Raw genomic sequence first — 14,723 nt, 5'->3', positions numbered from 1 at the left:
CAGCAGGCCCCGATCACCTACGAGCAGCAGTCAGCTACCATCACACTTGCCGCATAACGACACGAACAGGTGTCCACCCTTCTGGGACAAGGCCCCCTCAAGCAGATCCCCTGGTACTGCGAGACTGATGCCCTGGCCCTGGCAACGGCCTGGCAGACCCAGCTCACAGGCGCCGGCCTCCCCGTTCCGCGCATCCTGCGCACCACCACCGGCGGCGCCTGGTTCGAGATCGCGGAATCGCGATTCACCCTCACCGAGTATGTGCCGGGCCGCCGATACACCGGCACGCCCGCCGACCGCGCCCAGGCCGGGCGCACCATGGCCCTGCTGCACGCAGCGAAGGCCGACGTGCCCGATGGCCCCACCGAGAATGCCTTCGACGGTGCGATCAACCACATCGCCCTGGCCCGGGACGTCACCGACGTGCCCAACGCCGTGCTCGACATGATGGAGTACGAAGTACATGCCTGGGCTCTCCGGGCCGACGCGGCCGACTGGGGCAGCCTCACCCGCCAGTTGACGCACGGCGACACCAACCCATGGAACCTGATCTACGCAGCCGGCGGCCCGGCCACCCTCATCGACTTCGACAACGCTCACCGGGGCCCCAGCCTCCGTGACCTCGCCGAAGCCCTGCTGTCGTTCTGCTCCGTGCACTACCAGCACGACTCCACGAACTTCGCCGCAATCCTCCCCGGCCGCATCAACCGAGGCCTCGCCGCAGACATCCTGAACGCTTACACCAGCGTCCGCCGTCTGGCCCCGGCCGAGTCCGCCTGTCTGCCACTGGCCGGCGGCGCGGTCGCCGTCGGTCTGGTGTGTCTGGGGCTGATGCGAGGCGACTTTCCCCGCCACATGGCCGGCGACCTGGCCAACTGGGCGACCGCCGTGCCTGCCGACATCACCAGTCTTCTCGGCGGTCTCCAGCGATGAAGGTGCCGACGCTCCTCCCGCCGGCGCTGAAGAAAGGCGACACCATCGCGGTCGTCACGCTGTCGTCGCCCGGCCCCGCCCAGTACCCCGACGCATTCCTCAGAGGCATCGCCAATCTCCACTCGGCCGGTTTCAACACGATTACCACACCGACCACCCGGGCCCGTACAGGATGGACAAGCGGTACCGCGGAACACCGCGCCGACGATCTCAACGCGGTCTTCGCCGATCCGGCGATCAGTGGCGTCATCACCACGATCGGCGGCAATCACACTGCCCAACTACTGCCCCACCTCGACTGGAACGCGATTGCCGCCAACCCCAAGGTGCTGTGCGGATACTCCGACACCACCGTCCTTCACCACGCCATCCACGGGTGCACCGGCCTGGTCACCTTCTACGGCCCGGCGCTGCTCCCCCAGTGGGGAGAGTATGACCAGCCGTTCCCGTACTCCGTCGATCACTTTCGCACGGTTACGGCGAACTCCGCAGCGCCCGGCCCCGTACCTGTGTCCGGCTACCTGGTCCACGAACCCCACCGCACCGCCCAAGCCGCGCACCGCCGGCGCTCCGTATGCCCGGCGCCGCCACGCCAGGAGCTGCGCCCCGGGACCGCGACGGGCCCGCTGGCGCCGTTCTGCCTGCCGTCGCTGCGGCTGCTGGCCGGTACCCCGTGGCAGCCGGACCTGTCGGGTCACATCCTGCTGATCGACATCTCCGACCCCCCGTACGGGCCCGATGACGCGGACGCCGACCTCACCCACCTGCGGCAGGCCGGGATCCTCGACCACCCCGCAGCGGTGGTCATGCTCCGTATCAGCCGCGCCCAGGACACCGACGGATTCGAAGCGGTACTCGCCGCCCACACTCGCAGCGGCGACTATCCCGTGATCACCGGTATGGAGGGCGGACACGTCGATCCGCTGCCCACCTACCCGCTGGGGATCGCTGCCGGCATCACCGGAACCGAACTTCGCATCGAAGGTCCAGCTGTCACTACCGAGAGGAAGGCGTCCCGTGTCTGAACACGAAGATTCCGCCGACAGCGCCAAAGCCGTCGCCGTCTGGAGTGGCAAGGGCGGCGTCGGCAAGAGCACCATCGCCGCCGCCATCACCCGTGGGCTCAAAGCCCGCGGCGTCAATGTCGGGCACTTCGACGCTGACCTGACCGGCCCCAGCGCCCCCACACTGTTCGGTGTCGACGGGCGGCTGCGGATCCGTCTCCAGCGCATCCAGCCGGCCCGTAGCAACGGCATCCCCGTCGTCTCGACCGGGCTTCTGGCAGACGCGGACCACCCCTACATCTGGCACGGCCCACTGTTGCGCGGCGCGCTGCACCAACTCGTCCACGACACCGCGTGGGGGCCGCTGGACGCGCTCGTTGTCGACATGCCGCCCGGTACCGGAGAGACGCAGCTCGCCGTACTGAAAGAACTGGACTGCGCAGCCGCCGTCATCGTCACCACTCCCCACGAGCTTGCCCTTGTCGATGTACGCAGATCTCTTCGCATGCTGGAACAGGCCGGAGTGCCCGTCGTTGCCGTCGTCGAGAACATGAGCCAAGCCACCTGCCCCAACTGCTTCCACGACTGGCAGCCCTTCCCAGGCTCGGCGGGCGACGATCTCCACGCCCTTCTCCCCGGCAGCCGACTCATCAAGGTGCCCATCGACAAACGAGCCTCCACCATCGAGAGCGGTGGCAACGTGGATCAGTCGGTCATCGCGCACCTCGAACGCGCGGGCCTCATCATCGACCTGTGCACCCTCCTCATGCCGGCGGCCTGAACCGGCCCGCGCCGGTTACGGCTTCGTGGCGTCCGACCCGTATGCCGTCAGGAACTTGTCGCGGAACTCGTTCATCGGCCAGACCGGCGCGTCCTTGGCGGGGCGCAGGCCCTCGTTCCAGTTCCAGCCGTCGATCTTCTTCAGCACCGCCGGGTCGTGGGCGACGATCGAGATCGGTACGTCGCGGCCGGCGTCCGGGCCTGTGACCGTGGCGTTGGGCTGGTGGTCGCCGAGGAAGACGAGGACGGTGTCGTCGTCGCCGTACTTCTCGACCCAGGTGACCAGGGAGTGGATCGAGTACTCGATGGAACGCCGGTACTCGTTACGGACCTTGGCGCTGTCCGTCCACACCTCCTTGGGATCCTTGCCCGCCTTCTTGATCTCGTGGTAGATCGAGCCGTCCCCGATCTCGTCCCAGTCGACGATCTCGGGCAGCGGCGCCCACGGGTTGTGGCTGGAGGCGAGGACGATCTCCGCCATCAGCGGCTGGTGGCCGGCCTTGCCGTGTTCCAGGCGCTCGAAGGCCGCCAGGCTGAACTGGTCGGGGACCGGGGACCAGCTGAACTTCGGTCCCTGGTAGCCCATCTGGCGCGAGTCGTAGATGTGGTCGAGGCCGAAGAACTTGCCCTCCGGCCAGGACCGCGTCACGCCCGGCATGATGCCGACCGTACGCCAGTCACCGGTGCGCCGGAACGCGTCGGTGAGGGTGAGCCGCTTGCTCGACGTCACACTGCGGTACCGCTGCTGGTTCTTGACCCACATGCCGGACATGAAGGTGGTGTGCGCCAGCCAGCTGCCGGCGCCCGACACCGGCGAGGTGAGATAGCCGCTGCGCGAACCGAAGCCCGCCTGGTCGAGCTGCTCCGTGCCGCGTTCGAGTACGGCCTCGACCTGCGGCGCCATCGCGGGGTCGTCGATCGCGCTGCGGCCGTAGCTCTCGATGAACGCGAAGATGACGTTCTTGCCGCGCAGCCCGGTCAGCAGCTGGTCGGCCGGGGTGTCGCGGAACGCGTCGACGCGCGACTCCTCGGCGAAGATCCGCTTGTCCGCGATGCCGTCCGCGATCTGCCGGTAACTGCGGTCGACATGGGCGGCGGCGTTGCCCGCCGTGACCGGTATGCCGCCGATCTGCGTGCCGAGCGACGCGAGGGTGACCCACACGGTGCCGAGCACGAGCGTCGAGCGCGTCGCCACCGCGTTGTGCCGCGCCAGCAGCCCGCTCAGCCGGACGATCGACAGCGTGATCAGGGCGGGCAGCGCCAGGACGAGCGCGATGAGCCCGATCACCACGCCCATCGCCCCGGCCTCGCCGATCGAGTCGTTGAGGAACGACTTGGCGTCGGCGAACAGGATCCAGTCGAGTACGGGGTCGAAGGGCCGGTCGAGGAACTGGTAGAACCCCATGTCCAGCAGGTTCAGGATCGTCAGCACCCCGAGCACCACCCCGCCCGCCACCGCCGCGGCCAGTCGCGACTTCGGCGGCAGTACGAGCAGCAGGGCGGCGGCGAAGATCGCCTCGACGGGTATCCGGGCGAACATGCCGACCGTCAGCAGATCCTTGTGGTTGGGCAGCAGCAGCGCCCCCGTAACCAGCACCGCGGCCAGTACGGTCACGGTCACGCCGACGATCCGCCGCGCGCGGGACGGCGGTTCCGCCGTCACCGGGGCCGCGGTGGGGTCCGTACCGGAGGCGGGATCCGTACCGGTGTCCGTGTCCGTGCCCGGAGTCGGTTGCGGTTCCGATTCCGTGTCCGCGTTCATCTGCGTGTCCGTGTCCGGATCCGTCAGTGACATCCGAAGGCCCTTCCGTGCGAAGCCCGGTGATCGTACGACGGCCCCGCCGGGAAAGGGAGAGGCGACGGTATGTGTGTACGGTTCACCGGCCTCTTCGGTTCAGCGGTCTGCCCAGTACCCGAAGTGCCGGAAAACTGTCGGTGCCCGCGTGTAGGTTCCGGACATGCCTGTGAAGCCGAGTCCGTTCCGGCTCTTCACTTTCCGTAGCCGTAGCGTGAAAATGGGCGCCATATGAGATCAATCACGGATATTGGAGCACCCTCGCGGATCTGGCGGCCCTATATCGACCCACCTCTGATCACCCAGGAGATGGTCCAGGAACCGGCCGCGGCCGTCGGCGGCCCCGATCAGAAGCGACTGCTCCGCTACCTCGGTGAGTTCGTCGCCGGACGTGCCGCGCCTGTCCATACGGCGGTGGCTTTCAACGCGGTGTACTTCGGCTTCGACACCGAGACGGGCGGCTATGCCGGGGGACCGCTGGACATCGGCGAGTTCCCCTCCGTGGCTCTGGGCGATCGGGTGGAGGCGCTACCGGTCGGTGCCATGATCAACGTCCGGACGGGCGGGGATCTTCTTCCGGCGGAGGTTGTCTACAAGGAGGGCGCTCACCCTGCTCTCGGCGGAGAAGGCGACACCCCGGGCTGGATCTCGGGAGCTCCGGCGGAGGCCCGTGGTCCCGGTGAACTGGCCGAGGCGGAGACATCGGTCCTGCGCGAGCGGCTCGTGTTCGACGATACGGCGTTCGGTCAGGGACTCGCAGCCACCAGGGAGCGGCTGAACAGGCTCCGGCGGCGAGGCAGGATCGACGAGTACGGTCACCTGCTGGTCGAGTCCCAGTACGTTTCGTCCGACAGCGGTCTCGACGACGCGGCCTACTACGCCCGGTATCTGATGACCCGGGGCCGGAGCCAGTTGACGAGTTCCCTCGCTCCCATCCCCCTGCCGTTACTTCTGCCGGCCGGAAGCGACCACGAGGTGATGGGGATGGCGCTGCTCACCCTGATGCGCGCGGTTCGGACGGCGCTGGGTTCGCTGCCGAGCGTGCGTATGTGGGGTGACTACGCATTCACCCGGGATTCGATGGTTGATCGCCTCGCCGATCCGGGACCGCTGGGCGGAGCCGCTCTGGAGACGCTGGCACAGTCGGTCGTACGGTCGGCCGTGCCGAGCGGGCGGCGTCGGCCGGTCGGCGGGAAGCGGGTGGCGTACACGGCTTTGGGGCCGGCGCTGCGCTCCCTGCCGGGAGAGCCGGGGAGCCTGCGTACCACGGCGTACCCTCTGGCGATCTGCCATGCGAACACGCTGCTGGCGGACTACGTACGGGGAGAGCGCGACGACACGACGGGGCGGCTGTCCAACGGAGTGTGGCTGGCCGTGGACGACCGCTGGCAGGGCGGCGGGCTGTGGCGTGCCGAGTACGGGAACGGGGATTTCTCCGCGGGTGACGCCGTGGGACACCGCGACGAGTCGTCCGGCCGTGGCTGGCGGGAGAGCCTCCTGCCGGACGCGGCGTCGATCCCGGCCCCAAGCCCGCGTCCGTCCAACAGCCCTGACGGCTCAACTCGTGACGACGGTCCTTCGGGAGGAGCGTGTGCGGACGACGCGGACGGAGCGGACGACGACGGTCTTTGGTGGCCCGACGACGGGGAGTTGGATGTGCCCCGGTGGCAGTCCGTCACGGGCGAGCGGATCGAGTGGGCACAGCCGCTGCGAGCATGGCAGGTACGCGATGGCATCGTGCCGCTGCCCGAAGAGGTCTCGGCCGATGCCGCGCTCCGGGGCGCGGCGGACACCGTACGGCTCCTGCTGAGTCATGACGGGCGCGAGTCGGCGGCCGGGCCGTTCCGCCACAACGCGCGGTTCGAGCCGCGGCGGGGCTGCCTCGTCGGTCTGAGCTGGCCGGCCGACTTCTTCCCGGGTATCTGGCTGTCGCTGTCCTGGCGGCGCGGCAGCCGTGTGGTGCACGCCAGGACCACGCGACTGCCTCAGCCGGAGACTGTTGACGGCAGGCTGATCGAGCATCGGTACGACCGTCGAGTGCTGACCCGGGACGATGGGGAGGGGCCGAGTACAACAGCGTTCCTACGCGATGGCGAATACGGCGTCGAGTGGCTCGTGATGACCGCGGTGCGGCGTCTGGGGCTGCTCGATGTGTATGGAAGAGCGATGCTCCCGCGTGACCGGGTCGGCCCGGCTGTCCGGCTCGTCATGCCGGACGAGCCGAGGAACACCGCACCTTCGGAAGTGGCGGCCGCGCTCGACAGACTGCTCGCCGCGGGGCGGCTGACGCTGGAACGCGGCAGTCGCGGTGTCGACGGCCGCCCTTCCCACCCGGCCCGCTCCGGCGAGCCGGCGCTCGAACTGGTTTGCTACACGCCACTCGTATTGAGTATCAGGCCGTATACGCCGGATTATCAGGAACCGGCCGTGGACTCCGGCCGTGTGATCAAGGGACATCACGTACCCGGTTTTCTTCGCTATATCGGCCATCTGGGATATGAGGCCAGTGCGGAGCAACGACGCTTGTTCCGGGAGGACTTCCTCGCTTTCGGCCTGGCCGGCACACCGGAGATACCGGCGGGATACACCTACGTCCGACCGCATCGTCGTGGCGTTGAAGACTGACACCGCAGACCCGCGTCCCGATAGACCCGCTCGTCGTCCACCAACAATTCGCAGGAGAACGTGTGACCTCACCCCGCCATCCCCGTTCCCGGCTGTGCGAGGAGGCCGACGCGGCTTCCGCGGCGGCCGAAGGACCACCAAGTACCGTGCCACGAGACGTCACTGCCGCGCTCGACTCGCTGTCACAGGCGCTCGCCGCCGTGCCCTCCCCGGTCGGTGCGGCCCTGCGGCTGATCGAGCAGGCGGACGTTGAGCATGCCCTGCACTCCATGCCGGTTCAGTGGCGGCGCAATCTGCTGAGCGTCCTGCGTATTCCGGTTGAGGGGACCAGGGTCAGTCCCGCGCTGTGCCGGGACGTTCTGGCCAGGATGGTGCGCGACCCGGACTCGACGCGCGCCCGGCATGCCGCTGGACATCTCAGTCAGCCCCTCGTCAACGACTTGGTGGCGGCTGCCTTTTCCGAGGAACCGCTGACTCGGCGCTGGAGTCCGGCACTGCTGCGGCTCACCGCGTGGTCCTTTCTGCGTGCCAGCGCCGAGGACGCGCCGATCTGGTTGTGGGCCGTGGATCAGCCATGGATGACGGACTCGATGACACCGGGTGCGCTGGCCGCTGTACGGGAAGCAGCAGGACGCCTGGTCGCCGTTCTGCCGGAGACCGGCATCGCGGAGGAGGCCGAGACCGTGGTGGCGGATCCTGGTGATGCCGACCTCAGGGATGCCCCTTCGGACACCGCCGGGGACGCGGCCCCCGACGCTCGTCGGCTCGTGGCGGCTCTCGACCGGGTTGAGCGGACGCTGTCGGCGGCGGTCGAGCCCGTACAGCGAGTCGGCCGGGCCGTGGCGGAGCGGGCCAGGCCCGATGACGAAGACCTCGCGGCGCTCACCGAGATCGCCTCGGCGTTCGACGACGCCTTGGCAGGACTCCACGCGCACCGTGCGGGAAGCATGCTCCTTGATCTGGAGAGTCTGCGGGAGCAGACGGCCGGAGTGCTCGAAAGGCTCGAACTCGGTCCGCTACGGGAGCGCCTGTCGCTGGTCGCGCGCCTCGTCAGGACCGACGGCTCGGCGCAGCTCGCCGACGCGCTCGCTCAGGCGCAGGAGCGTGCTCGCACACTCCGCGACCAAGAGGTCTGGGACGAACGGGACCGGGCGGCGGCGGAGGCGTTCGACGCCTTGCTGACCATGGTGGGCTTCGCGCAAAACGGCCAGGACCGGGCCGGCGAGATCGTCGAATTCTTCCGCATGATGTCGGCGAAGGCCCCGGAACTGCTCACACTGGCCGCACAGCACGCCGAGTTCGGCCTGGCGCCCGAACCGGGCCCGGGCGGACAAACACCGGTGGACGCCGAGGAAGGCGGTACAGGCCAACCGGCCCCCGCCGGCCCTCAGGTCGCTGCGCCGGCTCTCTCCGTACCGGACGCGGTAGCGGGCGCAATCCCCGATCCCGAGCCCATCTCCGTCATTCCCGCCCAGCCGGTCGGCGACCAGGACCGGCCCGGGCGAGTGACGCCTTCGCGCACTGCGTCGCACGAACCAGTCCCGGCTCGAACGGATGCTCCGCTCTCCGCGGAGCGTGAAGCGGCCGGCGCCCCTCCGGCGGAGTCCGACGCCGCCACCATCACCGAAGCCCGTACCAGGACCAGCACCGGCAACGGCACTGATTCCGGCACGCGCGTCGAGCGAGCACACAAGGCGACCGAGTCGACGCTCGAACGGACCTCGGCCTCGGACGCACTCGCCCCGATCGTGGCTTCGCACCGCTACGGGGCGGCTGCGGCCCTGGCCGAGCAGAACGGCGAGCCGGCGCACCGCGTCTCGGCGCTGCGGATCTCCGCGTACGCCCATGCCCTGCGTTCGGCGAGCGGTGAATGTGTCTCCCGCATCCGTCTTGAGCTGACGGACATGGACGTCGACGCGCTGGTGAGCAGTCGGCCGGACGCGGCCCTCGTCACAGCGGCTCTCCTCCGTACGGTACTCGTCACCGGCGACTACGAGGCCAGTGCGCCGCTGGAGCGGGTGGCCGCGGGACTGCCGCTCAGTCTCACGACCATCGCGGCCGAGGTCTCTCAGCGAGCCCTGAAGTCCATGCTGCTCCACTCGCCGCCACTCGCTCTGGCCCGCGGGGCCGCCGAACTGGAGAAGGCACTGGAGGAGGCCCGGGAGGAGTGCCAGCTCGGGCTCGACCAGATTCCCCGACTGCGCTACAGCCGGGCGACCGAGATCACCCGGCTCTGGCTGGACAAGGACGGGCTGATCGGCGCGCTTCTCCGCAGCGCCGCCGCCGACGACCGGACGGCGCTGGACGCCGTAGCGGAACAAGTACGGCGGCTGAGTGACGACTCCACACTCCAGGACGAGCTGAACTCGATCGACCGGAAGCTGATGAAGTCCAGTCGCAGCCGGCTGGAGGGACCCGCTCGGCAGGATCTGCTGCGCCTTATGAACGACCGGCTCCGAACGATCGAGAAATGGATCGCCGCGGCCCGCGCGCTGAACGCGGGCGCCATGGACTGGAGCGCCGACCAGGTCCAGGAGATGCGTGTGAACGTCCTGGACCTGCGCGACACGGTACTTGGCGACTTGGAGGAACAGGCCCTCCAGCAGGAGCCGTTCGCCGCCGCTGCCCTGCGCGCGGCGGCGGAGTCTCTGGGGCGCACCTTCGAACTGCTCGCCGGTGACGCCCGGCTCAGCCCGATGGAGCCGCCTGCCGAAGTCGCGCTCGGCGCGGAACTGCTGAAGCTGGTCGGCGTGCGTGTCAACGAGGCGACCGGGCAGGTGAACACCCCTCTGCTGTCCGCCGAGGAGATCGCTGTCGCCGCCGGCCGGTCCTGGGAGGACGCGGTACGCGCCCACGTCGGCGCCGAACGCTTCGATGTCGCCCGTCGGCTGCTGGACCTCTCCGAGGGGCATCACCTGCCGGGCTCGGACGGCGCCGACGAGGTGCTGCCGGACCGCGTCCGGGCGATGGTGGACGAGGCGGGCAAGCGCGCGGTGGCTGTACTGGAGGCGAAGCGTGGGGAACTTGAGGACAGCCTCCGCCGCACCCGGGTGAACGGAGTCTTCCGGGAGGAGGAGGAGCGCGACTTCGAACACCGTCTGCGGGCGTCCGCCCTCACCCCGTCGAGTGACCTCGCCTTCGCCCGCAGTCGGTTCGACGGGCTGTCGGAGGAACTGGAGCGGGCGCACGCGACGGCCACCGCCAAACTCCGGGCCCGGCTCGCGGACATTCCCGACCTGCGGCCCGAGAACCTGGCGCGGGTCGAACCGCTGCTCGACGACGGTGACCTGCTGACCGCCGAGGAACTCATCTCGCACCTCTCCAACGGCGAGTCCATTCCCGATACCCACCAGACGGACCACGCGCTGGATGCCTTCTTCCCCGGCGTGCCGGACGCGCTGCCGCACGGGATTACCGAGCAGCTCGTACGGGCCGTACGCGCGCGCGAACGGTTTCTCGGCCTCGACGCCCTGGACTACTCTGCGATGTCGCCGGAGTTCGCGGAGCGCGCGGCACAAGGACTCGACGGCTGGCGCGAGATGGCTTCCCGGCGGGGGAGCCGCCGTACGGAAGGGCTGAGCGAGGAGAACCTGCTTATGCCGGCTCTTCGGCTCATTGGATACCGCAGTCTGCGCAAGCCGCAGCGTGTCCGGCAGCGGAGCACCACGGCCGAGTACCGCTTCCTTGAACTGAGCGAGGTCACGTATACGGGCGATGCCCTGGTGCCCTCGTTCGGAACCGCCCTCCGCGGCCGGCTTCGGGTGATGCTGGTGTGGGGGCAGCCGACCCCCGAGGCGCTGATGGCCCGGGTGCAGGACGACCCCAGCCAGGACAGTCTGCTGGTCGCCTACTTCGGCACCCTCTCGGCGCGCGACCGTACCGCGCTCGCGGCACGGAGCGTCGCCCGGCGTCCGATGGTGGTGCTCGACGACGCGGCTCTCGCGCATCTCGCGGCCCGGGGGAATCAGTTGCTCGACTCCGCGATGCGGGTTCTTCTGCCGTTCTCGGCGGTCAATCCGTACGTCAGCGAGAAGCGCGGCCGAGTGGCCGAGGAGATGTTCTTCGGCCGCCTCGACGAGCTCGGCTCCGTGCAGAATCCGTCCGGCAATCAGGTGGTGTTCGGGGGCCGTGGTCTCGGGAAGTCCGCGCTGCTCAAGGAAGCGGGCCGGAAGTTCACGGCCCAGGCGCCGCTGGCGCACGTCAGCCTTGACCTGAGCCTGGACTCCACCTTCAACGGTACCAGCGCTCAGCCGTCCACCGTGTGGAACACCATCGGGCGCAAACTGATGGAGAAGGACGCACTGCTCCTGCCCAAGAGGGCCAGGGCGGACGCGACCCTCTCGCACGACCAGGTGCTCGCCGGTATCAAGACCTGGCTGAAGTCCGACAGCGGCCGGCGGATACTGATCACGCTGGACGAGGCCGACGGATTCTTCGAGTCGGATTCACCGGGGTTCAGCGAGACCCGACGGCTGCGGGACCTCAGCTCCGAGACGAACGACGGGGTCAAGGTCGTCTTCGCCGGGCTGCACTCCGTACAGCGTTACGCGACCCTGGCGATCAACAATCCGTTCAGCCACCTGTCGCAGCATCCGACCGTCATCGGGCCGCTCCAGCCGCAGGACGCGGCCAATCTGCTCCTCAAGCCGCTGGCCGTGCTGGGCTACCGCTTCTCCGAGCCGGCGCTTGTACACCGGATCCTCGGGCACTGCTCGTACCAGCCGTTCCTCCTGCAGATGTTCGCCCATCGGCTGGTGCAGACCATGCACACCAGAAGGCTGGAGGAGGGAGCGGGTCCTCTGTACTCCATCGCCCGCGCCGATGTCGAACGGGTCCAGTCGGACAAGGAGCTCCAGCGGAGCATCACGGCGGCGTTCCACGACACCCTGCGTCTCGACTCCCGCTACAACATGATCGCCAATGTGGTCGCCCACCACGCGCACCATCACGGCATCGATGCGCGGATGACTCATGCCGAGCTGCGCGACGAGTGCACCTACTGGTGGGCCGAGGGCTTCCGGGACCTGGACCCCGACCAGTTCCGCGCGTATCTCACCGAGATGGAGGGGCTCGGAGTGCTCGCGCCCGACCCCGACCGCAGGGGCTGGCATCTGCGCAGCGCCAACGCGCTGGGCATGATCGGCGCGCTGGAGGACGTGGACGCCCAGTTGCAGAACACGGCCAGCAGGCATGTGACGGAGCGGCTCACCGCCATGGAGACCCGACACCATTCGGTTATCACCCACTCGCACTGCCCGCTCACGGCGGCGCAGATCGCGGACATCCTGCCGGGCCGACAGGTCTCCGGTTCGGAGCAAGGGCGCCGGAATCTGACCCGTGTGGTCATCGGCACGACCGCCACTGGCATCGATCGGGTCGCCTCCGCACTGCGCGAGGTCGCGGAGAGCACGGGCTGGAAGATGCCGTACGTCGTCAGACGAGCTGACTTCGAGCGGGAACTCGTGGCCGGAGAGCCGGGTGTGAGCCGTCTCGTGGTCTCGGACCTGACCGAGAAGTCGCCCGGTGAACAGGCATGTCTGGAATCGCTCGACAACGCTGTGAGCCGTCTTCCCGAGCGGCCCGGTGTCACTCGCTCCGCGGTGATCGTGGCCGGGCTGGATCAACTCGCCCTCTGGACCGCCTTCATGTCCGAGGACTACCCGGGCGACGCGGACGCCGTACCTCTGAGGCGATTCACCCCTCACGGCCTTCGGACCTGGGCACAGGACCAGAAGGAGAACACCTTCACCTCCGAGGCCGCTCTCGAACGGCTGGGAGAGGTCACGGGCGGCTGGCCGTCGTTGGTCGACCGGCTGGCGGAACAGCTGGTGGGGGGACACTCGGAGAATGTCGCCCTGCGAACCATCCGTACGTGGCTCGGGGATCCGCAGGGCGCGGGTGAATTCCTGGCAGAGGTGGGCCTCGTACCGAAGTCGACCCTCTGGGCTTCGTTCCAGGCGGTGCTGGAGCTGATGACGGAGGACGGTCTGCCCGCGGAGGATCTTCAGTTCGCGGTGGAGGCGGCGATCTTTGATCCGGCGATGACCGCTCCGGAGGTGGTCCGCACGCTGCGCGCCATGCAGGTCTTCGACGTCACCCCGGAAGGCCTGCACCGACCCGAGAGCGTCCTGCACGCGTGCTGGAATCTTGTGGAGCAGAGCTAGCGGTGTGAGAGACGGCCCGGGGCGAGGGACTCCTCTCCCGGGCTGTCCGTTCACCGGACGGTACAGCTTCTTGACCCGCTCAGCGGCAGAGCAGCGTGTCGACAGCCTTCTCCAGGCCCTTGACCTCCTCGGGGTCCGTCGGCAGGGCGGTGACCGCGATATTGACCGAGCGGCCCTTCTCCGTCACGCCGCCGCGGGTCTCGTAGCCGGGGATGTCGCCGCCGTGGCCCCAGTAGAGCCCGCCGCAGGAGAGGGGCCGGCCGGCCAGGCCGAGGCCGTAGCGGGCGCCCTCGCCTATGTGGTCGGCGGGGACGGTGGTGCGCATCTGCCGGAGCTGGGCGGGCCTGAGGAGGCGGCCGTCGAGGAGGGCGGTGTAGAAGCGGTTGACGTCGCTGTTGGTGGAGACGAGGCCGCCGGCGGCCCAGCCCCACGAGGGGTCCAGCTCGGTGAAGTCGTACGGTGTCTCACCGGGCGCGGTGACGACGTAGCCCTTCGGGTGCTCCTCGCGGATGGTCATCTCGCCGGTGGCGGGGAAGTACGTGTGCCGCAGGCCGATCCGGTCGATGACGCGGTGGGTCATCTCCTCGGCGAGCGGGCGGCCTGTGACCTTCTGGACGAGGAGGCCGGCGACGATGTAGTTGGTGTTGCTGTACTTCCACTCGGTGCCGGGCGCGGAGGTGGCCTCGGCGGTCAGCGCCAGGTCGAGCAGCTCGCGCGGCTCCATGTAGCGCTTCAGGAGGGGCAGGAGATCAGGACCGGCCTGTTCCAGGTACTCGGGCAGGCCGCTGGTGTGCTGGAGGAGCTGGCGGACGGTGATGTCGTGACCGTCGATGCCCTTGCCGCGCAGGAGGCCAGGCAGATACGTCTCGATGGGCTCGTCGAGCCGGATCTTTCCCTCGCCGACCAGTTGCAGCACCACGACGGACGTGAAGGGCTTGGTGTTGCTCGCGATCCGCACCTGACCGTCCACCGGGACGGGCGACTTGGTGGCGAGGTCGCCGTATCCGGCGGTGTAGTTGCCGGTACGGCCGTCCCGCTCCCGCGTCGAGGCCAGGGCGGCGGGCCGCGCGCCGCCGGCCACGAGCTCATCGACCACCTTCTGCACCGCGGCCGTCTCGCGCTGCCCGTGGGTCCCGTCGCCTCCCGTGCTCCCGCCGTGCCGGGCCAGCGCCGCCGCCCCGGCGGTCGGCAGCGCCAGACCGGCCACCAGTGTGAGCACCGCCAGCGCGGTCACCCGCCGACGTGACGCCTTACGGGTGGAGGCGGCGGAGGCGGAGGAAGTGGCCTTGGGTGTGGGGGAGTTGAACGGCACGGATAGCTCCTCGGGACTGGCCGGAGACGTGTGTTCCGGTTGATCCACATCATGTCCGTGATCCGTCCGGCGCCGCTATGCGGCTCCCACCCGAAGCGCTGCGGGGGCTG

7 protein-coding genes are annotated in these 14,723 nt (G+C 69.1%); 5 read left to right on the top strand and 2 right to left on the bottom strand.

From position 1 onward, the window contains the following. The first annotated feature begins 69 nt into the window (after nucleotides 1-69). From AB0389_RS16415 to AB0389_RS16405, 3 genes are read left to right on the top strand one after another with little or no spacing between them, the layout of a single operon-like run. On the top strand, nucleotides 70-933 hold the full coding sequence (locus AB0389_RS16415) for a phosphotransferase (protein ID WP_366396067.1): 864 nt from the start codon (nucleotides 70-72) through the stop codon (nucleotides 931-933). Continuing rightward, nucleotides 930-1,958, top strand: coding sequence for an LD-carboxypeptidase (locus tag AB0389_RS16410; protein ID WP_366396066.1), 1,029 nt, complete (start codon nucleotides 930-932; stop codon nucleotides 1,956-1,958). Before AB0389_RS16415 ends, AB0389_RS16410 begins: the two co-directional genes overlap by 4 nt. Then, nucleotides 1,951-2,718, top strand: a complete 768-nt coding sequence (locus tag AB0389_RS16405) for a P-loop NTPase (RefSeq protein ID WP_366396065.1) — start codon at nucleotides 1,951-1,953, stop codon at nucleotides 2,716-2,718. Before AB0389_RS16410 ends, AB0389_RS16405 begins: the two co-directional genes overlap by 8 nt. Nucleotides 2,719-2,733: 15 nt before the next feature. Here the strand turns inward: AB0389_RS16405 and AB0389_RS16400 are convergent, their stop codons facing one another. Then, on the bottom strand, nucleotides 2,734-4,512 hold the full coding sequence (locus AB0389_RS16400; RefSeq protein WP_366396064.1) for a sulfatase: 1,779 nt from the start codon (nucleotides 4,510-4,512) through the stop codon (nucleotides 2,734-2,736). Between the two features lie 231 nt (nucleotides 4,513-4,743). Between AB0389_RS16400 and AB0389_RS16395 the strand changes: the two genes are divergently transcribed. Both AB0389_RS16395 and AB0389_RS16390 read left to right on the top strand, forming a co-directional pair. Continuing rightward, on the top strand, nucleotides 4,744-7,137 hold the full coding sequence (locus AB0389_RS16395) for a hypothetical protein (RefSeq protein WP_366396063.1): 2,394 nt from the start codon (nucleotides 4,744-4,746) through the stop codon (nucleotides 7,135-7,137). A gap of 146 nt (nucleotides 7,138-7,283) precedes the next feature. Further along, nucleotides 7,284-13,301 carry a hypothetical protein gene (locus AB0389_RS16390; protein ID WP_366396062.1) on the top strand — a complete coding sequence of 2,006 codons (6,018 nt, stop codon included), beginning with the start codon at nucleotides 7,284-7,286 and terminating at the stop codon, nucleotides 13,299-13,301. Between the two features lie 79 nt (nucleotides 13,302-13,380). Here the strand turns inward: AB0389_RS16390 and AB0389_RS16385 are convergent, their stop codons facing one another. Next, on the bottom strand, nucleotides 13,381-14,613 hold the full coding sequence (locus AB0389_RS16385; RefSeq protein WP_366396061.1) for a serine hydrolase domain-containing protein: 1,233 nt from the start codon (nucleotides 14,611-14,613) through the stop codon (nucleotides 13,381-13,383). Between the last annotated feature and the right edge of the window lie 110 nt (nucleotides 14,614-14,723).

The organism is Streptomyces sp. NPDC093109 (assembly GCF_040701725.1).
In the GTDB taxonomy this organism is placed as follows: Bacteria; Actinomycetota; Actinomycetes; order Streptomycetales; family Streptomycetaceae; genus Streptomyces.
This window is presented reverse-complemented; position numbering and strand designations above follow the sequence as displayed.